This window comes from Psychrobacter sp. T6-6 (assembly GCF_052258185.1).
Taxonomy (GTDB): Bacteria; Pseudomonadota; Gammaproteobacteria; order Pseudomonadales; family Moraxellaceae; genus Psychrobacter.
The window spans coordinates 559692-580557 of sequence record NZ_JBQQEX010000002.1 but is presented as its reverse complement, the minus strand read 5'-3'; the positions used below and the strand labels follow the sequence as shown (position 1 = coordinate 580557).

The window sequence follows — 20866 nt, the reverse complement described above, 5'->3', positions numbered from 1 at the left end:
AGAGCTCATGCTGACTATATGACTTGAAAGAATAAATTCACTGATAACGCTGCTGCTGTTGCCATAGTAGCCGACTTTGTAATGGTTGATAGTCAAGTAAATGATCTATCAGATGCCGATGAAGCTTTGACCAATTGTTTAGTGTCGTCTCAACAATACCAAGATGTGCCATTTCAATAATATCCACACCTTTGAGAACCGTTTGGCTAGTACTACTTTCCAAATGCTCAGATTCAGTATCGTTTTGTGCAATAGGCAGTAGACCTACATCAGGTAAAAACCGATAAACACCATCAGGCTCAATATTATCTTCGACATTGTCATGTGTTAGCGTTAACGTAAAACCAAGCTCATTAAACAGATGCTTTTCAAATTGGCGCAAACATAGGCGTAGCTCATTAGCACTCAAGGACTGCTTGAGGCGCTCTAAACTGGTTTGATAATGTTGCCACAAAATAGGCATTGGATCTTCGGTAGGTAACAGCCGCCACAGTATCTCATTAAGATATAACGCTGCATATTGGTGTTGACCATTGATATTGGCGTAAGGTACTGCTTGTGAAGTCTTGGCAAAACTACCTTCTAATGCACTATCTGTTTGAGTGACCGTTTGCGAGGTGATATGAATTTGACTGAATGTCTTTAAATCGCGTTTACCCGTCGCAAAAAGTTGCAAAGGCATAAATAGCGGTGCGCCTTTTTTCCCAATACCATGAATCACACCATGCTGCTGAGAAAAAAGATAATACAATGCACGCTTTTCTTGATAAGGTCGCTGATGTAATAAATAGCCAATTAACGCTTCGTTACGCATCGTTTATCACCTCAGCATTTAATATATGGGTAGCAGTATTACCGCACTACCCTTTAATCGCTATCAATAGCCCAAGCTGGTCAATGCACGTTCGTCATCAGACCAACCACGTTTTACTTTGACCCATAATGTAAGCATAATCTTCTTATCGAACAGCTGCTCCATATCTTTACGCGCATCCATACCGACTTGCTTGATGCGTTGACCTTTATCACCAATGACGATAGCTTTTTGACCACCGCGCTCAACAAATATAGTCGCATCAATAAAAGTACATGCTTTACGTGGACGTCCTGTTTTTGGATCAGTATGCGCAGGTTCATCTTTAAAAGCGTCAATCTGTACGGTCAAGTCATAGGGTACTTCATCACCTGCACTACGCATGATTTTTTCGCGGATGATTTCACTAGCCAAAAAGCGCTCTGAGCGATCAGTGATCTGCTCTGTATCATACATAGGTGCGGCAATTGGCAGATGTGAAGCAATGACTTCTTGCAGACGATCTAAATTTTGGTTTTTGAGCGCAGATACTGGAACAATATCAGCAAAATCGAAACTTTCATTGAAGGTTTCAATAAGCGGTAACACACTGCCTTTGTCTTTTAGCGTATCCGATTTATTAATCACTAGTACGACTGTCAAATTGGTTTCACCAAGTTTTTGCAACGTCAGCAAATCATCATCACGCCATTGATCTGAGTCAACGACAAATAATACGAGATCAACATCCACCAAAGCAGACACTGCTGCTTTATTCATGCGCTCGTTAATCGCACGCACCTCATTACGATGAATACCTGGCGTATCAACAAACACAGCTTGCATTTCATGGTTCGATAAAATGCCATGAATACGGTGGCGAGTCGTTTGTGGCTTACGTGAGGTAATAGATAACTTTTGACCAAGCAAATGGTTCATCAACGTTGATTTGCCTACGTTTGGACGTCCAACAATCGCAACATAACCTGATCTGAAGTCATCAGCCATGCGAGCATTGTTACTTGGTGCAAAAAACTCTTCGATTGCCATATCATTGTCTACTGTGACATCTTCTACGTTATCACTATTGCCATCAGTAATTTCGATATTGTTTTGGTCTAAATCAGTATCGGCTTGTTCGACCATGTCTTGAGGGTTGTTTTTTTCATTTGATGGCAAATCAGTACGATTGCTCATAAGGTATTCCTATAGGGGTTGTATCTGGCCAAATATCGTTTGATAGCTTGCTTATATCGTTGCTATTGGCTATCGGCCAGTAATATTTAAAGTTTTAAAACGATTGATAGGTAAGGTGGTATTAAACAGTGCCTTTCAAGGTATCCTCGCTTGAAAACGACACTCTGCAGTTAAAATATTTTTGCGGACATCGATAAACATTCACTAAGGACGCTTTTTGGCTGATCCTGGAAGTTTATGTAGCTGATTGATCATAAGCTCTGCTGCTTTTTGCTCAGCAATACGGCGACTTTCACCAGATTCAGTAATATCAGGACAGTTGTTAATATTGACGTGACAGCGTACCACAAAGATCTGATGGGGAGCATTACCACGCGTTTCCATCAGCTCATAGTTTGGCAAATCAAACTGCTTCGACTGTAGCCACTCTTGCAAACGGCTTTTGGCGTCTTTTAATGCTTTTTGGTCGTTGACGTTATCGATCAAATCTCCATACCATGACAGCACGCAGTTTCTAGTAATATCCATATCATGACTGTCTAAGTAGATAGCACCAATCAATGACTCTACTGCGTCAGCCAGAATAGAAGCGCGATTGCGACCACCACCTTTACGCTCACCTACTCCTAATATTAGATGGTTAGACAACTCCAAGTTTTGTGCAATGATAACCAGTGACTCTTGGCGTACAAGCGTGGCACGCATACGAGTGAGACGTCCTTCATTCTGATTAGGATAACGATGGTATAGCGCTTCGCCCACAATCATACCCAACAGCGCGTCGCCTAAAAACTCTAAACGCTCGTAGTTTTTTTTGCTGTCAAATGAGCGATGTGTCAATGCAAGCTTTGGGAGGCTTAAGTCATTAAACACATAGCCTAACTTACGCGTCAATACCGCTAACCGCTGAATAAATTCTGAGCTAACAACAAGCGTGTCGACAGACGTGCTATTTTTTTTGGGAGTAGGAACCGCTTGGGAATGTTGCGAAGTTGGTTTCATGCGTGGCTTGTGGTTATCCCTTCTGTTTTACAGATTTAGTTTAATAAAAGTATACGTTGGGCAATATCAAGAGTATAAAAGTACTGTGCTGGATTGCTGCCGCTTACTTTGCTTCAGCCATATCAACATTGCCTTCGAAACGATTGACAATATCAACATTGCTAAAAAAATTATTGGTTACTTCGTATTTTTTATGAATAGCCAATTGGCCTGTTTTTTTGTCGGTAAAAGTAAATACTTCTTCTGCCTTGGTATCATAATCAGCATTGATAGACAGCTGTTTATTCACACGCTCAACGAACTGCTTAGCTGTTTCATTATTATTGTTGGCTACTTTTAGCTCTGCGCTCAAAAGCTTTGTTAACTGATAGTCACCAATTTGAGCAGGTAGGATAGCTACCATAAGCTTCAGAGAAATACCCAGCACCATAATAATGAGAACGATATTGGTCACACTAGCACCGCGCTGCGTGGTCAAACCAGATAACTGCTGCATTATGATATTCCTCTATGGGTAAATAACTGTTTTTGATGGCTACTTATCAGACAGTCATCGATTGGATAGCAACGATATTAGCATAAAACTATTATCTATAAATCAACCAATAGAGCACTCACAATGTTAATCAATAGTACCATTACGCTCAAAGGTCGGTAAATTTAGTCCAGGTGGTTTATGCATCCATATGTAGATAGCTTTGCCTGCTAGGTTTTCATCAGGAACAAATCCCCAAAATCGACCATCTGCACTACGATCGCGGTTATCACCCATCACAAAATACTGACCTTCTGGTACTTCAATACGCCACTCTGTGCCTTCCGAATCAACCACTTCTGGCGATTGTTGTTGTAAAAAAGGCGCGTACTGTGCGCTGTTCATACCATCTAAATAGCGAACTAAGTGCTTATTGTCACCTTGCGTTTCTTGAAAGTACGTTGCTGCGTCTTCTTCTTGCTGACCCATTGCAGCCGCACTCTCTTCAGTGAGCACTTGACCTGGACCCATCTGCCCTGGCAGATAGAGCTGTGACGTCAATTCAGCATTTGCATCAAAATCGATAGGCGTCGTATCTACAGGAACATCATTGATAGAAATCGTACCCTGACTGTAGCTGACCGTATCACCAGGCAAACCAATCAAGCGTTTAATATAGTAGATGCTTGGGTTTTCAGGATAGCGGAAAACCACCACATCACCATGCTCAGGCTCACCTGTATCCACAACTTTATTATAAGTCAGTGGCAAACGGACGCCATAAGCATACTTGTTGACTGCAATGAAGTCACCCGTATACAACGTTGGTACCATAGAAGATGATGGAATATTAAAAGGCTCAACCAAAAACGAGCGTACAACCAGTACCACGGCCAAAACAGGGAAAAAGTCATAAGCCCAGCGTACCAAGAGGCTTTCTTGACCTCGTCCGCGAGTTTTACGTTGCTTGAGCGCAAGCTTATCTAACAGCCATACAATCCCTAAGCCTATAGTTAACGGTACTAAAATTAAATTAAAATCAAAATCCATACCAAATTACCTATTAACACGCTGCCTGTATAGCTGCTTTGACGATAAGACTAACGACGTTCAACTGTGATGTACCAAAACTATAGTGGATAACGCTAGCGTTTAGCTATCTACTTGCAGGACAGCCAAGAAGGCTTCTTGTGGAATTTCCACATTACCCACTTGCTTCATACGTTTTTTACCCGCTTTTTGCTTAGACAGCAGCTTTTTCTTACGCGATACATCGCCGCCATAACACTTAGCCAATACGTCTTTGCGCATCGCTTTTACGGTACTACGACCGATGATCTGACTACCGATAGCCGCCTGAATAGCCACATCAAACATCTGACGCGGAATCAGCTCTTTCATTTTAGTCACGAGCTGGTTACCACGGAAACGCGCTTGATCTTGGTGTACAATCATCGCCAAGGCGTCAACTTTATCGCCATTGATTAGTACGTCGACTTTAACCAATTTATCAACTTGATAACGATCAAAATTATAGTCCAGTGATGCAAAACCACGCGAGACTGATTTTAGACGATCAAAGAAATCCATGACCACCTCGCCCATCGGAATATCAAAGATAATCTGAACTTGCTTGCCCATAAAACGCATATCGACCTGTACACCGCGGCGCTCGATACATAGCGTCATGACATTACCTAGGTAATCTTGCGGTACTAGAATCTGACAGCGCGCAATCGGCTCACGGAACTCTTCTATATTGTTCGGCTCAGGTAGTCTTGATGGATTATCAACATAGATAACCTCGCCGCCTTTCTTTTCGATCTCATAGATAACAGACGGTGCAGTGGTGATCAAATCCAAGTTATACTCGCGTTCTAGACGCTCTTGGATAATCTCCATGTGTAGCATACCCAAGAAGCCACAACGAAAACCAAAGCCTAATGCATCTGAGGTATCCGGCTCAAAAAACAACGACGCATCGTTGATTTGTAGTTTCTGTAGTGCTTCACGGAACTTTTCAAAGTCGCTAGAATCTACTGGGAACATCCCTGCATATACTTGCGGGGTAATCTGTTTGAAACCTGGAATACGATCGACGTCAGGCGTTTTAGAATGCGTAATCGTATCGCCTACTGGGGCGCCAGCGATGTCTTTGATACCCGCAATGATAAAGCCCACTTCGCCTGCTTCTAAGACGCCAGTATCGACAGGCTTAGGGGTGAATACACCGATAGAACTCACGGGATGAGCATCGCCGGTCGATTTGATATAAATCTTATCGCCCTTTCTTACGGTTCCTTGGCGTACGCGTACTAGCGATACTACGCCCAAATAGCTATCAAACCATGAATCAATGATAAGTGCTTGCAGAGGTGCTTCGCGGTCGCCAGTCGGTGCCGGAATAAACTCAACCAGTGCTTCGAGCAATTTATCAACACCAAGACCAGATTTCGCTGAGACACGCGGTGCATCTACTGCATCGATGCCGATGATATCTTCAATCTCTTGAATAACACGCTCAGGCTCTACTTGTGGCAAGTCAATTTTGTTGAGGACTGCCATTACCTCTAGACCTTGGTCTACTGCTGTGTAGCAGTTGGCAACCGACTGTGCTTCTACGCCTTGAGCCGCATCAACGACCAATAGCGCGCCTTCACAAGCCGCCAACGAGCGCGATACTTCATATGAGAAGTCAACGTGCCCGGGCGTATCAATAAAGTTCAGCTGATAGCGCTCACCATTTGGGTGATCATAAAACAGCGTTACCGACTGTGCTTTGATGGTAATACCGCGCTCACGCTCAATATCCATCGAGTCGAGCACCTGCGCCTGCATCTCTCGATCTTGCAAGGCACCGCACATCTGAATAAAACGATCGGCAAGGGTCGACTTACCATGATCAATGTGGGCAATGATTGAAAAGTTACGAATATTGGCTAATGCAGTCACAAAGCGCCTACTAATTTAAGGGTGATAGAATAATGAAGCTAAAGAACAGATGCGGTCAGGTACAATTGGAGATACTTGTGCTTCGTTGAGAATTAGATGTCTCAATCCAGTCAATTTTACTAATGTCGTCGCCTACTATACAAAGCCAAGCACATTAACTCTTATGCATACGCATGAAGGAGTATTCTAGCAGTTTTCGACCACAAAGTAAGGCGATTTTAGTAGTAGAGAGACGATTTATCAATGGTTTAAGATTGACTGATAATCGGCAAGAGATATTTAACTAAGCAGTGACGTCTAGAAACTTTTGAGACAAGACATTATTTGAAGCAAAAAAAAACCAATCTCAAAGGATTGGCTTTTTGATATTGCAAGTACTGCTATATATGGTGGCGATGAAGAGACTTGAACTCTTGACCTCACGATTATGAGTCATGCGCTCTAACCAGCTGAGCTACATCGCCGTTTTAGGCTGCACATTATGCCCAAGCTGTTGACTGCCGTCAACCCCTAATGGGCATTTTTTGCAAAAAAATGAATGTAATTCAGATTAATTGCAACGATTACTACCACAAACAATAAAAAAGGTTTGGTAAACCGATAAGCCGGGTTCTGTCGTGGACGATCATTCCTCTAGGCGTATCATCGCTAATACGCTCAAGCAACCTACCCGCATCGAACGCGGGCCGCGCCATGCCGATGCCTATTTGGTCTTGCTACGCGTGGAGTTTACCATGCCGTGAGATGTTGCCATTCACGCGGTGCGCTCTTACCGCACCCTTTCACCCTTACCGATAATACCCTAAGATACTAAAGGCGGTCTACTCTCTGCTGCACTTGTCGTCAAGTTACCCTGCCCAGCCGTTAGCTGGCACGCTGCCCTATGTAGCCCGGACTTTCCTCCCCTGCTCATCTGTTGCCAGTGTGCAGCGGCGATCGCCTAGTCTACCAAGCGCGCTAGTATAGCAAACTTATAAGGGCATGCGACTATCTTTTGAATTTATTTTCAAAGACAGCACAAATAACTTAGATAAAATCTTTTGGTAAAGACAAACAACAGTCGCTCGATATTGTATCGGTGCTAGCAATTTCTATATACGGGAGCTGCAACCAATGCGCCTTAGGATAATGATGAGCCAAATAGGCTTGTAAAAAATCAATGGTACTGTTTGTAATCTCAGCATCCGTTTGCTCAGCATCGTCATGAATGTGATTATAAATTATACTATGCACCGTTAATCCGCGCGATTTTATGGCTTCTAAACTCAGTAACGTATGATTAATACTACCTAACCGACCGGAGGTGACCAAGACAATAGGATAGTCTTGCTCCGCAATATAATCTAAGGTCAATAATTCAGTAGTAATGGGAACTAATAAGCCGCCTGCTCCTTCTAATAACACCATACCGTAATCGGCTTGCAATGCTTTGGTGGCTTCAGTAATCATCTGAATATCTAGGGGCTGGTTTGCCAATGCAGCAGAAAGATGCGGTGAGGCAGGTTTCTCGTAGCGATAAGGACAGGTGGTAAAATCTAAATCACAAGGCTGCAGCGGAATCTTCATCAACTTGCGGTGGCTTAAGATATCATCTGCGATGCCTAGTTCGCCATTTGCTTGTTTACTGATGCCTGTTTGCACCAGTTTCTGTGTCATGACATTTACACCTTGCTGCATCAACGCTTTAGCAAGCAGTCCGGTAGCATAGGTTTTACCGATATCGGTATCAATGCCAGATACAAATAGCACGCTCATGGTCAACCTCGATTTTCTAAATACGTACGCACCACTTTTAGGAGTGCTTGGCATAAGGTAGTCAGCTCGTCATCAGTAATCACATAAGGTGGCATGATGTACACCAGCTTACCAAACGGTCTAACCCAAATACCATTATCAATCAATAAGGATTGAAAAATGGGCATATCGACCGCGTCATGCAACTCAATCACAGCAACTGCGCCCAAACAACGAACCTCAGCAACACCTTCTAATAACGCGGCAGGCGCTAATTGCTGTTCCATAATAGTCTGCATGTTTGCGGTACGCGCTTCGATATCATAAGACAGGATCAAATCAATAGATGCACATGCCACTGCACAAGCCAGTGGATTACCCATAAAGGTTGGACCATGCATCAGCGCTGGATAATTACTATTATGAATGGTATCGGCAATATGACGAGTACACAAAGTTGCCGCAAAGGTCATATAGCCACCCGTCAGCGCTTTGCCAATGGTCATGATATCAGGGCTGATGCAAGCATGTTCACACGCAAATAATTTACCACTACGTCCAAACCCAGTGGCAATTTCATCGGCAATCAAGAGCACATCATGCTCATCACACAGTTGACGCAGCAATTGTAGATATTCAGGACTATAAAAACGCATTCCGCCTGCGCCCTGAATAATTGGCTCAATGATAAATCCCGCCAGCTGCGCACCATACTCGACAAAAAACTGAGCTAATGATTCATGCTCATCTACTGTCAATGCGCGATCTAAGCCAAGCGGCGGTGCTGGAACAAAATGCTGCATCGGTAATTGCTTGCCATACAGGCTGTGCATACCATTAACAGGATCGCAGACACTCATGGCATGCCACGTGTCTCCGTAATACCCTGAATGGGTTGACGCAAACTGCTGCTTGAATGGACGCTTAGCAGCCACTTGATATTGCAATGCCATTTTTAGTGCCACTTCTACGGCAATACTGCCACTATCTGCATAAAAAATCGCATCAAGTCCAGCAGGTACAATATCGAGTAGCTTTTTGCCAAGATCGATCGCTGGCTGATGGGTCAACCCACCAAACATCACATGCGCCATTTTACTCAACTGCTGGGTCAGCGCTTCGTTTAGCTTGGGATGATTGTAGCCATGGACGCTCGCCCACCATGACGACATGCCATCGATCAGGCGTGTGCCGTCTTCAGTGATGATATAAATGCCTTCAGCGCGATCGATTACGATATTAGAATAAGTGGGTGGCAGGCTGGCATATGGATGCCAAAGATGTCGCTGATCGAACTCACTTGCTACTTGAATTGGTTTGGTGGTTGTTGTTTGCGTGGTTGTTGTTTCCATGGTCATCGTGGTGTCCCCAAAACGTTGTAAATCCAAACGTCATCAATCGCTTATCAATGTTTTATTGACCCGTAATTCGCTTGTATTTAGACAATAAATCACTCTCTGTTTCGATATGATTGGGATCGTGAGGGATACAGTCAACCGGACAGATCACCACGCACTGTGGCTCGTCAAAATGTCCGACACATTCTGTGCATAAATCTGGGTCGATGACATAGATATCATCGCCTTCTGAGATGGCCTCATTGGGACAAGCGGGCTCACACACATCACAGTTGATGCACTCATCAGTGATTAATAGTGCCATAAACTGCTCCTTATATTTTTACTCGTATTAGGGCTTGTCCCTAATTCAAACGTTTATCACTAAATGGGCTAAAAATGGCTAAATCTTTGACAAACGGCGTCAAATAACTGGGCAATATCTCGGTATTGTCTGCACTATTTTTCTTGTTTGTCTGCGATTTGTCTAATTTTTATCACTATTTTTAGAATAGGGACAAGCCCTATTCCTATATGGCTGCTCCTTACTGTTTTAGCAAGTGCTAGCAGCTTATCTTTAATGCAGCGTCTTTTATTTAATATTTAGCTTTTTGTCGAATGCTTGCAAAACACAGGGCGGGACGAATTTATTAACATCACCGCCAAGCTTGGCAATCTCACGAATCATGGTAGACGAGATAAACGAGTAGTTCTGAGATGGGGTCAAAAATACTGCTTCAAAGTTTTCGTCTAGCTCGCGGTTCATATTTGCCAGTTGAAACTCGTACTCAAAATCTGACATCGCCCGTAATCCACGCAACACTGCCGTAGCGTGCTTTTCGCGCATGAAATCGACAAGCAACCCTTCAAAGCCAATCACAGAGACTTGCGGTAAGTCCGCAAATACGGTTTCGACCAAGGCGACCCGCTCTTCAAAATTGAACAGGGGCTTTTTATGATGCCCTGAGGCAACCGCGATTACGACCTCATCAAATAGCTTGACGGCGCGTGTAACCAGATCCACATGACCATTGGTAATAGGATCAAAAGTGCCAGGATATAGGATTTTGGTATGTAGCTTTGAGGAGTTAGAAGAAATAGAGTGGCTCATAGCATGACTGATATAATCGGTGATATTAGGCCATATGCTAGCAAATTTTGCTCAAACTTAATACTTATCTGCTACATTTGTCCTAACAGCTGATTTACCTTTTCACTAGAGGCTTTGATACAATAGGCGGTTCGACTCATCTGTCTTATTATCTAAGTAAAGTTTAAGACTATATATTGGATTAGGATGAGGAATTAGTAGGACTGATCAGATAAGGCGCTCGCATGTCGGGCAAACCTTATGGAGAAATTATGTCAAAAAAATCAAAAAAACCTGATAATCAGATTTGCGCCAATAAAAAGGCGCGTCATGAGTATTTTATCGAAGAAACCTTTGAGGCAGGACTGGCATTACAAGGTTGGGAAGTAAAAGCCATTCGTGCAGGGAAGATGACGATTACCGAAGCGTACGTCATATTCCGCAATAATGAAGCCTTCCTGTTCGGTGCGCACATTCAGCCATTACTATCTAGCTCAACGCACGTTAGTCCAGACAGCATTCGTACCCGTAAACTGCTACTGAACCGTCGTGAGATTGAAAAGCTATCTGGGGCAATCAACCAAAAAGGTTATGCTTGCGTACCGCTATCTTGCTACTGGAAAAACTCACTGGTGAAATGTCAAATTGGTCTAGCCTTGGGTAAAAAGCAGCATGACAAGCGTAAAACGCTAAAAGATCGTGACTGGGAACGTGATAAGCAGCGCGGCTTCAAACAGCATTTAGATTAAGTGGTATTCAATCTAAATAGAAAAGGACGGCTCAGTAAATATTGAGCCGTCCTTTTTATTGTCCACTGTATATTATTCACTTCTTATGACATCTTATGGCTCATCACCTCTAATGCACACTACTAATTAATAGCTTTTGTAACCATCAACCATCTGCTCTATTGTGCGACCTGCTCATCTATCGACAACGCTGTCTTTCTATTAGCCTGACGCAACTGCCTAACACCATGCGCAATCAGACAGGCAATACCCAACCAAATCAGACCATAGCTATAGATCATCGCTGACTCAAAAGGATTACCCAGCACGGTCACTGCCAAAATAAATAGCAATGCAGGCTCTAGATAGCTCATCATGCCGTAAACATTAACGGGTAGCATTTGACTGGCATCAATATTGGTCTTCATCGCCAAGACGCTGAGCACACCCAATCCTATAAGCATCATGATAAAGAAACCAGAGCCGCTAACCATCACTACACTGTTTGGGGCAAAAAAGAATAAGTAAGCCAAAGCAAAGGGCGCAGATATCGTTAAATCGACCAACAACCCCGTTACAGCACCGGTTCCTTGCATGCGGCGTAAGATGTAATAAATAGGATAAGTACTACACACCCATAGCGTCGCCCAAGAAACACTCTGCGTACGGATAACTTCGCTACCCACACCCAATGCAGCAAAGGCTACTGCCAGCCATTGCAAACGACTGAGTTTTTCGCCAAAAAGCACGCAACCAAACACCACCATCATCAGTGGGAATAAGAAGTATCCCATCGCGGTTTGTACACCTTGTCCATTGACTGGCGCCCACATAAACAACCAAAACTGGCTCAGAAATATCGGTGTAGGCAGTAGCAACCAAGCCCATTGTTTAGCGCCTTTGAGCACTTTCAATTTATCAACGTGCAATCCTAGACGTCCACTCACTATTAAGTATCCGACCAACGCTGCCCACATCGCGAGCATGCGCCAGATGAAAACCTGCGTCCCTGATAATGGCGCCAAAAAACTGCTATACGCATAGAGGACGCCAAATAGCACATTGGATAATATGGCAAAAGACACCCCTAATATCAGAGTGCGTTGCTGTGTGTTACCTACCGTCCAAATCGCAGCTAATGGCAAACGTGCAGCAGTCGTTGCTAGCGTATTAGCGAATACATTGGAGAGCATTGAGATAGACATGATAAGCACCGTAAGTATTGATAGACAGTAAAGACCCAACCGCTTACTCTCATTTTTGAGTAGCTCTGATTGATATGGTCTATTTTACTTAATTGTTTTGAGATATTATCTCTATATAAACAAATAAATGAATAAAATTATCATATTCATGGTATATAAATTATTATTTTCTTATATTAGTATTTTTAGTGATAATTTTTATAAAATCATTAAATTCTCTGCTATTAAGGATATCCTGAGATGAGTTATATTTTAGATAATACTGATAAAGCTATTTTGAACTTGCTGCAAGATGATGCGACATTACCGCTTAAAACTGTCGCAGAGCGAGTGCATGTGTCTATTGCAACGGCTCAGCGGCGTATACAAGCACTCATAGATCATGATGTAATTAGCAAACAAGTCGCCATCGTCAATCCTGACAAAGTAGGCTACGGTCTGACAGCGGTGGTCATGATAGAAATAGAGCGCTCTAACACCTCAATGCAGCATCGGTTTGAGCGACTGATGGACGCACAATCACGTATCATGAGCTGTTATGAGGTTTCGGGCGATTTTGATTTTATGTTGATGGTCAATGCCAAAAATATGAGCGACTATCATCAGTTCACCCGCAGCTTACTGACGTACGAAAACAATGTCCGTAATTTTAAAAGCCAATTTGTGATGAACTTTACCAAGAGTGGGACGAAAATTACGTTGGACTGATAACCCCTATCTGTCTAACGCGATGGTGTTTCTTATAAATTCTGGTGACAAGTAGATAAGTGGTCGCTAATCCCTGTACGATATAGTAAAAGTTAGATAAGCAGTAAAATATCGATGGTTCATTCTATAGACAAGGACGCCTACTCATGACTAACGACACAAACTCTACTGGCACGGATATGCATGCCACACAAAAATCACTGCGCCCAAAAGCAATACTAACAGGGGCTTTGTTCGCGACAGCACTAGCCAGCTCAGGCTGTGCTACCAGCTCATTGCTTGACAGTGGCAAGTATGTCACGACTAATACAGAAAAACAGATACTCTCTGAAGATCAAATCATAGCCTTTGGTCGCCCAGCGCAGGCATTACCCAAAATGCCAAACGCCACGATGGTGATCGTGGGTGAGAAGAACAGTTACGTACTCACCCAAGGTGGGACTGAGATGGTGAACTTACTGAGTAATCTGACACAAAAAAACATTCAAGTTGATAATGACATGAGCTTTTATGTACCGAACAACGATGGCTATTTTCAAGGGGAAATGAAGCTATCTTATGCCAAACTAAAGGATGAGTTTGGGCGCGCGGATTATCAGTTCTTTTTGCAAAACAATGGCTTGGAGTGCACCTCAGCGAGCGATCAACGTATCAATGCTCAGCGCTTTTGCTTCAGCGTGCCTGTGAAAGGAGCTATCTATCCGCAAGTCAGCAATTTGGGGCTCATTCAGTCAAAGTATCGCGCCTTGACCAAACCTTATACCGTAAGCTTCTATACACAGACTCAGCAAGATGTCGTCACTCGTAGCGGTCCAAATGGTGCACAAAAGCTAGTATTGCTACCCTTTGCCCTCGCCTTCGATGTCGTTACTTTCCCGCTTCAGTTATTAGATTAAATAGCTAACTATTAGACTACTCATCGTCTAGTATCAAGTTTCAAGGTGCGTTATGAAAGCTCCATAATGAAACTACGTCATGAAAGCCACGTTATAAAAGGCACGTTATCGACAGGTACTCCATACTCAACCGTAACGCGCCCAATTGGTCTATTAAAACAACTTCTCGACGACTGCTTTTGGATAACTTTGCTTGGTCGTTTGTGCGGCTTGGAACAATATCTCATCTGCCTCAACAGGTCCTGCAACGTCGCACAAGCAAACGTAAGCAAGCTGAATCAAATTATTGAGAAGATACTCATTGTCAGGTATGGATGGACGATCACCGTCCAAAAATGATTTGATATGAATGCTATGCTCTTTGAAGGTGCGCTCTTGCGAGACAGTTTGGTGCATGGTCAAAAAAAAGTTACGACTGTCGATAGTCGTTAGTTGACTGCGAAGCGTCTCCATCACCGTATAAAACGCCAATACCAGCTCAGAGAGAGGCAATGGTACTGGGGTATCGATGGTCTCTTGATGACTGTCGGTCTCCACTATCTGCTCATTGCTCGCTTGCAGCGTATCCCAAAAGCCTTTACGAATCTCAGATTTGTGCGCTTGTAGCTCAGGATAGCGCCGGGTTGCGTCCAACACGCACTGTTGCATCATCTTGACAGAGACCGCCGGATACCGTAGCCATTGCGTCTTCAGCAGTCGTACTTCCTCAGGATGTAAGTATTTTGCCAGCACCTCTGCCATCGCGGATACCGTTTGGTCTACGGATTGAGTATCAGTATTCATCAGCTCTCTCCTATAAGTGACGCTCTGTTAGACTTTTAGCATCAAACATTTGCTTTTGAAACTCAGGGTAACCCAGCTCTGCATGCTCGGTATAATCAAGGCCGCGCTGCTCATGTAAACGGCTCGCCTTTAATCCAAAGCTCAGATCAATCAGCTTATACATGATAAGACCCAGCCCTAATGCCCATACTAAAGCCACACCGACGCCCAGCGCCTGCACGCCCAGCCGTGATAAATTAAATAAATCCCCTGTATAGAATAATCCAGCCGCGAGCGTACCCCATACGCCGCCGAAGCCATGTACGGCCACTGCTGAGACCACATCGTCTATCTTGAGCTTTAGTAGCGCCTGCGTAGACAATATATAGACCACGGCCGCTACGGCACCGATAATAATAGAATATAAAGGCGTCGTTGTGGCACAGCCTGCCGTGATAGACACGAGTCCGATCAAACTGGCATTGACACTATCACTGAGCAAGATTGCTTTGTTCAGTGTCCGAGAGATCAGCATATAGCTCACTACAGCACTGACTGCGGCGACAAAGGTATTAACCGCGATAAGACCGATATCGCCTGTGATAGACAGGGTCGATCCAGCATTGAACCCAAACCAGCCAAACCACAAGATAAACCCGCCTAGCGCCAGTAGCGTCATGTTATGCCCTGCGATCAATCGCGGCGTCCCATCAGGTGCAAAACGGCCCAGTCTCGGTCCGATAACTAAGACACCTGCCAGTGCCAACCAGCCGCCGATAGAATGGACCACCGTCGAGCCAGCAAAATCAATAAAACCACGCTCAGCGAGCCAGCCTGACCCGCCAAAATAGCCGCCCCAGACCCAGCTGGCAAACACAGGATAGATAAACAAACAAATCAAACAAGCCGCTATCGCATAACCGAAAAACGAGACGCGCTCTGCCATCGCACCACTCGCAATCGTCACTGCGGTCGCCGCAAACATCATCTGAAAGAACATCAGTGCCCAGTCCATATTGGACAAGGCAGTTGGCATAAAGTTATCAGTACCCACAAATCCAGAGCTATTGGTGCCCATCATCAGCCCAAAGCCAACCAAATAAAACGCCAAACCACCGATACACATATCGGTATAGTTTTTCATCATCACGTTTACTGCATTTTTTGCGCGTACTGATCCGCTCTCTAGTAATGCAAAACCTGCCTGCATAAAAAACACCAACACCCCAGCCCAGATAATCCAAGCAATGTTCTGGTATTCGAGCAGCTGTGCTATGGTTAGCGTATCTGCCTCAGCAGCTTGTGCGCGGCCCATCGCGCCAAACAATAGCGTACTCAGCATGAGCATATTACGCGGTAATGACCCACATATTTTCTTTGTCACATCTAGCCCAACAGATGATGTTCTCATTTTATCTCCAAACACTTATCCAACCCTTTAAATGTTATCGGTGCACCATTTTCACTCATAGAGGCACACAAATAAGCCCTGATAGAGTCGGAGCAAAACCTATGCCAGAATCTGTGGAGAAAAATTAGAACGGCTAACAAACATGAGAAAATGTGTGAGAAATGGGTTTGTCGCGCTGATGATATTGCTGCTCAGCTTAGGTTATTTTTATCGCTACCCTGCTGTACTGGCGGCTTACTTTGTCACTGCAGTTTATCTCGCGCTATCAATAACTTATCGGCAATCACCCGTCATAGAATAGGTCGCATAGTGAGGTTGATTCATGTTAAAATAAGTGCTTTTACATTCGCCTTTATTATCATTGAGTGATAAGGGACGTATTTTTAGTGCCATTTTCTAATTAACAGGTCCGCCCATGTCTGCCGATACCATCGCCCGCACTGCCTTTAAACAAGGCACCAAGCCACTTTACGATTATGACAAACACTGGGCAAGCTGCTACGAGCCTGCGCCTTATCTACCGATGAGCCGCAAAGAGATGGACGATCTGGGCTGGGATGCTTGTGACGTCATCATCATCTCAGGCGATGCCTACGTCGATCACCCAAGCTTTGGTATGGCAATCATCGGTCGCTTGCTCGAGTCACAAGGCTTTCGTGTGGGTATCATCGCGCAGCCAGATTGGAAGAGCAAAGACGCCTTTATGGAGCTTGGCAAGCCGGTCTATGCTTATGGCGTGACCGCAGGCAACATGGACAGCATGATCAACCGCTATACAGCCGATCGCAAAATCCGTAGCGATGATGCCTACTCTCCTGGCAACGTCGCCAACAAACGCCCTGATCGCGCCGCTATCGTCTATAGTCAGCGTTGCCGTGAGGCCTATCCTGATGTACCGATCATCTTAGGCGGTATCGAGGGTAGCTTACGCCGTATTGCCCATTATGATTATTGGTCAGACAAAGTCCGCCGTAGTATCCTTCTGGATGCGCGTGCTGATGTCTTACTCTATGGTAATGCGGAGCGTGCCATTGTCGATGTGGTACATGGTCTGTCAAAAGGCTATAGCTTCGAGCAAATGAGTAAATTGCGCGGTACCTCTTATCTATTGACTCCGACTCGCCGTCATTGGCAAGCAGGCATGACAGAAGTCGCCAGTAACGATGTCGATACCGTTGGCCGTGTCGATCCTATCATCAACCCGTATGTCATGACCGAAGACGTTGATAGCTGCTCAATTGAGCAGAACAAACCATCAGATTCACCTGTTGGGCAAGCGATGCCGTCATCAATGTCGTCACAGTATCAGGGTTTTGTCGCAGAACCAGTTGCCAATAAAGTTATCAATGTCGATCAAGTCGACGAAGAGACGCAAGTGGTACAAATGCGTGGCTTTGATAAGCCAAAAACCGCCCGTAAGCATAAGATTAAGATGCCGCCACGTGAAGAAACGGTGATTCGTCTGCCTGATTATGAGCACGTCAAATCTGACCCTGTGCTCTATGCCCACGCCAACCGTATCTTGCATTTGGAAACCAATCCGGGTAACGCTCGCGCGCTCGTACAGCGTCATAGTAGCGGTGCGGGTAACTCGCATACCTCTATCGATGTCTGGCTGAACCCGCCACCGATTCCCCTCTCGACAGAAGAGATGGATTATGTGTTTGACTTGCCATATGCCCGCCTGCCACACCCAAGCTATGGCGATGCGCGTATCCCTGCTTATGACATGATCAAATTTTCGGTCAATATCATGCGTGGCTGTTTTGGTGGTTGTACGTTCTGTTCGATCACTGAGCACGAAGGGCGCATTATTCAAAACCGCTCAGAAGAGTCGATCTTGCGCGAAGTCGAAGCGATTCGTGATACCGCCCCTAACTACACTGGCGTGATCTCTGACCTTGGCGGACCAACGGCCAATATGTATCGTCTGAGCTGTAAGGATGAGACTATTGAAAAGAACTGCCGTAAGCCGTCATGTGTCTATCCTGATGTCTGCGAAAATTTGCTGACCGATCACAGTAACTTGACCAAACTTTATCGCAAAGCCCGTGATATCAAAGGCGTGAAAAAAATCCTAATTGCGTCTGGCTTGCGTTATGATTTGGCGGTAAAAGACCCTGAATACGTCAAAGAGCTGGTCAGCCATCATGTCGGCGGTTATCTCAAGATTGCCCCTGAGCACTCTGAAGAAGGCGTGCTATCGAAGATGATGAAGCCGGGTATGGGCAGTTATGATCAATTCAAAGCGATGTTTGAGCAGTTCAGTCAAGAAGCAGGCAAAGAGCAGTATCTGATTCCTTACTTCATCGCCGCCCACCCGGGTACCAAAGATGAAGACATGATGAACCTTGCACTGTGGCTCAAAAATAATGGCTACCGTGCCGACCAAGTACAGGCATTCTATCCAAGCCCAATGGCGACCGCGACCACCATGTATCACACGCACAAAGACCCGCTACACAAGGTTAGCCGTGATGAAGGTGACATGGATATCGTCAAGTCTGGCAAACAGCGTAAACTGCACAAAGCGTTCCTGCGCTATCATGATCCAAAAAACTGGGTGTTATTGCGTAAAGCGCTACAAGACATGGGCCGTAGCGATCTGATTGGTAAAAACCGTGGCTGCTTGATTCCACCATTTAACGCCAGTTTAGAAGGGCGTGACGCGGCGCAAGACAGCTATCAGTCAGCGCGCAAAAAGAACAGTCGCCTAGGTAATGATTCGGTGAAGCGTAGCAACAACGCCTCAAACCGTGCTGGCACAAGCAAAAACGCTGCCGGAAAAAATACCAAGAAAAAAGTCAGTAAAGGCAACTTCCAAACCCAGCATACTGGTCTGCCACCGCGCAAAACCAAGTAGCGTTAACGATATAAAAGAACATGCTCAGTTTAGAGCGTGTTTAGTTAATCAAAAAAGCGTCTATCGACAATTCGTTGATAGGCGCTTTTTTATGAACAAACTTAGCAGTACCACCCACTATAATCGGTGTTTTTGATTTACTGCCTTTACTTTATAGAACATATGCAGTTGGTAGTATTTACGATTAAAAACACCTAGAACTCATGGCACCTAGGGTTAGTAGTGCGCAGGATTAAGGACATCTAGAATCATAAGTTACATTAGTCACGGATTAGGTAACCAAGCTAACAGGTAATAAACAATTTCTAACACTGAAATAGTTCGTTTTCGCTACTATAACCCTCATAGGCTACCTACCTAAATAAATATAATCGAATGACATCAGTGACAAACTCTGGAGAGAACCATGAACATGATAACTAAAATCGCAACCGCCCTACCAGCCCTTGCCCTATTGAGCGCTTGTGCTACGACGGCTCCAGAAACCACTGATACACCCGTCACAGAAAAGGTAACCGCGGCTTATGATCGCATGGCGCCAGCACCCTACACCTGTACTGACGGCAGCAAAATCATGGCAAAGCAATCTATCAATAAAGAGCAAGTCATGGTCAATGCCACATTACCTAAAGTAAAATGGGCAGAGCAGCCAGTCGTCTTGAACGGCGGTATCAAGGGTGACGTTGCAAGCTATGTCAACGACTCAAACCCAGAAGTCATCTATGCATGGCACATGAAAGAAGACAAAGGTATCTTTGCAATGAAATGGGCAAATGGAAAAGAATACAAAGTAAACTGCCAAATCTAGTCCATCAAAGATAAGCAGAAACCTATTAAAAAATAAAGCAGTCACTAGATAGTGGCTGCTTTTTTATACCTGTTTGATCGATAGTTTCGTGACTATGATTATGGCTCTAGGGCTGTGGTTATGAGAACAACTACATCTATCCGTTCCAGCTCTAGCATTAGCTCAAAAACTGGTCACTGACGCTTTTTGCTAGAGAACCATCAAGAAAGCTGTCAAAATAGCAGTTAGAGCAAATCAATGATGATCAGTGATGAAAAGGATAACTCGATGGCTAAGCGTCTGATAAGTATGATGGTAATCGCAACGGCAAGTATGTGGGCGCTGACAGCCTGCGATAACGCTACCGACTCTTCTGTTGATACCACCGACCAAGTAGCGAACAAAGTGGCGACAGCAGATACCGCAGCCGAGCCATCGACATCAGAAGGAAAACCGACTGCCGACACGGTAGACTGGTCACTGGTAGACAACGGTACAAAGCCTGCTGACCCCACCAACTACAAGTATCCGTTTGCAATCGATAGTCAAAACGTCCGAGACTATGCTGAGTTTTTCAAAGTGGATGCGGCGACCTCACAGCACAACCTCACTATCAGCATGGCAAGTAATGAAGCACTGTCTAAAGTCTTGGATCAGCTGAGCGAAACCTATGTCTCACATGAGCTGACCGATGGCAATGAGATGACGCTTATCATTCATACCACGCCCGATATCACTGCCAGCAGCTATGATTATGTGCTGTCTGATGACTTTGCCAAAGGACTGGTATTGCCCATTGAGATCAAACCTGATGGTAAAAAAGGTGAGGCGAAGGCGCATGGGGAAATGGTGGAGTAGAAGGCTAAGATATATCTCATCTTTATATATACGGCAAGGTTTTTATGTAGAAGTCTGGGGTAATGATT

At 44.6% G+C, this 20866-nt stretch carries 19 protein-coding genes, 1 tRNA gene and 1 other RNA gene; 6 read left to right on the top strand and 15 right to left on the bottom strand.

Annotated elements, in window-relative coordinates:
* Positions 1-37: 37 nt before the first annotated feature.
* The 12 genes from recO to coaD form a co-directional block, all read right to left on the bottom strand.
* Positions 38-814 carry a DNA repair protein RecO gene (gene recO / locus ACTXGL_RS05650; RefSeq protein WP_319051903.1) on the bottom strand — a complete coding sequence of 259 codons (777 nt, stop codon included), beginning with the start codon at positions 812-814 and terminating at the stop codon, positions 38-40.
* 63 nt (positions 815-877) lie between these two features.
* The gene (gene era, locus ACTXGL_RS05645) at positions 878-1843 is read right to left on the bottom strand and encodes a GTPase Era (RefSeq protein ID WP_443525563.1); all 966 of its coding nucleotides are present in this window, start codon (positions 1841-1843) and stop codon (positions 878-880) included.
* Between the two features lie 351 nt (positions 1844-2194).
* Complete coding sequence (rnc, locus tag ACTXGL_RS05640) at positions 2195-2992, bottom strand: ribonuclease III (protein ID WP_319051904.1); 798 nt, start codon at positions 2990-2992, stop codon at positions 2195-2197.
* Between the two features lie 103 nt (positions 2993-3095).
* Positions 3096-3488: a DUF4845 domain-containing protein gene (locus ACTXGL_RS05635; RefSeq protein ID WP_319051905.1), complete on the bottom strand. Its 393-nt coding sequence runs from the start codon at positions 3486-3488 to the stop codon at positions 3096-3098.
* 126 nt (positions 3489-3614) lie between these two features.
* A complete protein-coding gene (gene lepB / locus ACTXGL_RS05630; RefSeq protein WP_443525446.1) occupies positions 3615-4517 on the bottom strand; it encodes a signal peptidase I in 903 nt (300 codons plus the stop codon).
* Positions 4518-4619: 102 nt separating this feature from the next.
* A complete protein-coding gene (gene lepA, locus ACTXGL_RS05625) occupies positions 4620-6419 on the bottom strand; it encodes a translation elongation factor 4 (protein WP_319051907.1) in 1800 nt (599 codons plus the stop codon).
* Positions 6420-6806: 387 nt separating this feature from the next.
* A tRNA-Met gene (locus ACTXGL_RS05620) sits at positions 6807-6883 on the bottom strand.
* 121 nt (positions 6884-7004) lie between these two features.
* Positions 7005-7371: RNase P RNA component class A (gene rnpB / locus ACTXGL_RS05615), an RNA gene on the bottom strand.
* A gap of 74 nt (positions 7372-7445) precedes the next feature.
* A complete protein-coding gene (gene bioD / locus ACTXGL_RS05610; protein ID WP_443525444.1) occupies positions 7446-8174 on the bottom strand; it encodes a dethiobiotin synthase in 729 nt (242 codons plus the stop codon).
* Between the two features lie 2 nt (positions 8175-8176).
* A complete protein-coding gene (gene bioA, locus ACTXGL_RS05605) occupies positions 8177-9505 on the bottom strand; it encodes an adenosylmethionine--8-amino-7-oxononanoate transaminase (RefSeq protein WP_443525561.1) in 1329 nt (442 codons plus the stop codon).
* A 61-nt stretch (positions 9506-9566) separates the two neighbouring features.
* Positions 9567-9815 carry a YfhL family 4Fe-4S dicluster ferredoxin gene (locus tag ACTXGL_RS05600; protein WP_201568453.1) on the bottom strand — a complete coding sequence of 83 codons (249 nt, stop codon included), beginning with the start codon at positions 9813-9815 and terminating at the stop codon, positions 9567-9569.
* Positions 9816-10082: 267 nt separating this feature from the next.
* On the bottom strand, positions 10083-10601 hold the full coding sequence (gene coaD, locus ACTXGL_RS05595) for a pantetheine-phosphate adenylyltransferase (protein WP_443525441.1): 519 nt from the start codon (positions 10599-10601) through the stop codon (positions 10083-10085).
* A 251-nt stretch (positions 10602-10852) separates the two neighbouring features.
* Between coaD and smpB the strand changes: the two genes are divergently transcribed.
* The gene (gene smpB, locus ACTXGL_RS05590; RefSeq protein WP_057758370.1) at positions 10853-11329 is read left to right on the top strand and encodes an SsrA-binding protein SmpB; all 477 of its coding nucleotides are present in this window, start codon (positions 10853-10855) and stop codon (positions 11327-11329) included.
* A 158-nt stretch (positions 11330-11487) separates the two neighbouring features.
* On the opposite strand, the gene rarD is transcribed toward smpB, so the two are convergent.
* The gene (gene rarD, locus ACTXGL_RS05585) at positions 11488-12513 is read right to left on the bottom strand and encodes an EamA family transporter RarD (protein WP_443525440.1); all 1026 of its coding nucleotides are present in this window, start codon (positions 12511-12513) and stop codon (positions 11488-11490) included.
* 240 nt (positions 12514-12753) lie between these two features.
* Between rarD and ACTXGL_RS05580 the strand changes: the two genes are divergently transcribed.
* Positions 12754-13221, top strand: coding sequence for an Lrp/AsnC family transcriptional regulator (locus ACTXGL_RS05580; RefSeq protein ID WP_443525438.1), 468 nt, complete (start codon positions 12754-12756; stop codon positions 13219-13221).
* Between the two features lie 146 nt (positions 13222-13367).
* Complete coding sequence (locus ACTXGL_RS05575) at positions 13368-14117, top strand: YidX family protein (protein ID WP_443525436.1); 750 nt, start codon at positions 13368-13370, stop codon at positions 14115-14117.
* 153 nt (positions 14118-14270) lie between these two features.
* On the opposite strand, the gene ACTXGL_RS05570 is transcribed toward ACTXGL_RS05575, so the two are convergent.
* Together ACTXGL_RS05570 and ACTXGL_RS05565 are read right to left on the bottom strand one after the other, a co-directional pair.
* Positions 14271-14900: a hypothetical protein gene (locus ACTXGL_RS05570; protein ID WP_443525434.1), complete on the bottom strand. Its 630-nt coding sequence runs from the start codon at positions 14898-14900 to the stop codon at positions 14271-14273.
* A 10-nt stretch (positions 14901-14910) separates the two neighbouring features.
* A complete protein-coding gene (locus tag ACTXGL_RS05565) occupies positions 14911-16227 on the bottom strand; it encodes an ammonium transporter (RefSeq protein WP_443525559.1) in 1317 nt (438 codons plus the stop codon).
* 478 nt (positions 16228-16705) lie between these two features.
* Here ACTXGL_RS05565 and ACTXGL_RS05560 point away from each other — a divergent pair, with 478 nt between their 5' ends.
* The 3 genes from ACTXGL_RS05560 (at position 16706) to ACTXGL_RS05550 (ending at position 20798) form a co-directional block, all read left to right on the top strand.
* A complete protein-coding gene (locus tag ACTXGL_RS05560) occupies positions 16706-19153 on the top strand; it encodes a YgiQ family radical SAM protein (protein ID WP_443525432.1) in 2448 nt (815 codons plus the stop codon).
* Positions 19154-19559: 406 nt separating this feature from the next.
* Complete coding sequence (locus ACTXGL_RS05555) at positions 19560-19961, top strand: hypothetical protein (RefSeq protein ID WP_443525430.1); 402 nt, start codon at positions 19560-19562, stop codon at positions 19959-19961.
* 267 nt (positions 19962-20228) lie between these two features.
* A complete protein-coding gene (locus tag ACTXGL_RS05550) occupies positions 20229-20798 on the top strand; it encodes a hypothetical protein (RefSeq protein WP_443525429.1) in 570 nt (189 codons plus the stop codon).
* Positions 20799-20866: the final 68 nt, after the last annotated feature.

Coding starts and splice junctions, on each gene's coding strand:
- rarD (WP_443525440.1), bottom strand. CDS start 12,513: ATGTCTATCTCAATGCTCTCCAATGTATTCGCTAATACGCTAGCAACG.
- ACTXGL_RS05580 (WP_443525438.1), top strand. CDS start 12,754: ATGAGTTATATTTTAGATAATACTGATAAAGCTATTTTGAACTTGCTG.
- ACTXGL_RS05635 (WP_319051905.1), bottom strand. CDS start 3,488: ATGCAGCAGTTATCTGGTTTGACCACGCAGCGCGGTGCTAGTGTGACC.
- lepB (WP_443525446.1), bottom strand. CDS start 4,517: ATGGATTTTGATTTTAATTTAATTTTAGTACCGTTAACTATAGGCTTA.
- ACTXGL_RS05555 (WP_443525430.1), top strand. CDS start 19,560: ATGAACATGATAACTAAAATCGCAACCGCCCTACCAGCCCTTGCCCTA.
- ACTXGL_RS05575 (WP_443525436.1), top strand. CDS start 13,368: ATGACTAACGACACAAACTCTACTGGCACGGATATGCATGCCACACAA.
- smpB (WP_057758370.1), top strand. CDS start 10,853: ATGTCAAAAAAATCAAAAAAACCTGATAATCAGATTTGCGCCAATAAA.
- era (WP_443525563.1), bottom strand. CDS start 1,843: ATGGCAATCGAAGAGTTTTTTGCACCAAGTAACAATGCTCGCATGGCT.
- coaD (WP_443525441.1), bottom strand. CDS start 10,601: ATGAGCCACTCTATTTCTTCTAACTCCTCAAAGCTACATACCAAAATC.
- ACTXGL_RS05550 (WP_443525429.1), top strand. CDS start 20,229: ATGGCTAAGCGTCTGATAAGTATGATGGTAATCGCAACGGCAAGTATG.
- ACTXGL_RS05600 (WP_201568453.1), bottom strand. CDS start 9,815: ATGGCACTATTAATCACTGATGAGTGCATCAACTGTGATGTGTGTGAG.
- rnc (WP_319051904.1), bottom strand. CDS start 2,992: ATGAAACCAACTTCGCAACATTCCCAAGCGGTTCCTACTCCCAAAAAA.
- bioD (WP_443525444.1), bottom strand. CDS start 8,174: ATGAGCGTGCTATTTGTATCTGGCATTGATACCGATATCGGTAAAACC.
- ACTXGL_RS05560 (WP_443525432.1), top strand. CDS start 16,706: ATGTCTGCCGATACCATCGCCCGCACTGCCTTTAAACAAGGCACCAAG.
- bioA (WP_443525561.1), bottom strand. CDS start 9,505: ATGGAAACAACAACCACGCAAACAACAACCACCAAACCAATTCAAGTA.
- ACTXGL_RS05565 (WP_443525559.1), bottom strand. CDS start 16,227: ATGCTCATGCTGAGTACGCTATTGTTTGGCGCGATGGGCCGCGCACAA.
- ACTXGL_RS05570 (WP_443525434.1), bottom strand. CDS start 14,900: ATGAATACTGATACTCAATCCGTAGACCAAACGGTATCCGCGATGGCA.
- recO (WP_319051903.1), bottom strand. CDS start 814: ATGCGTAACGAAGCGTTAATTGGCTATTTATTACATCAGCGACCTTAT.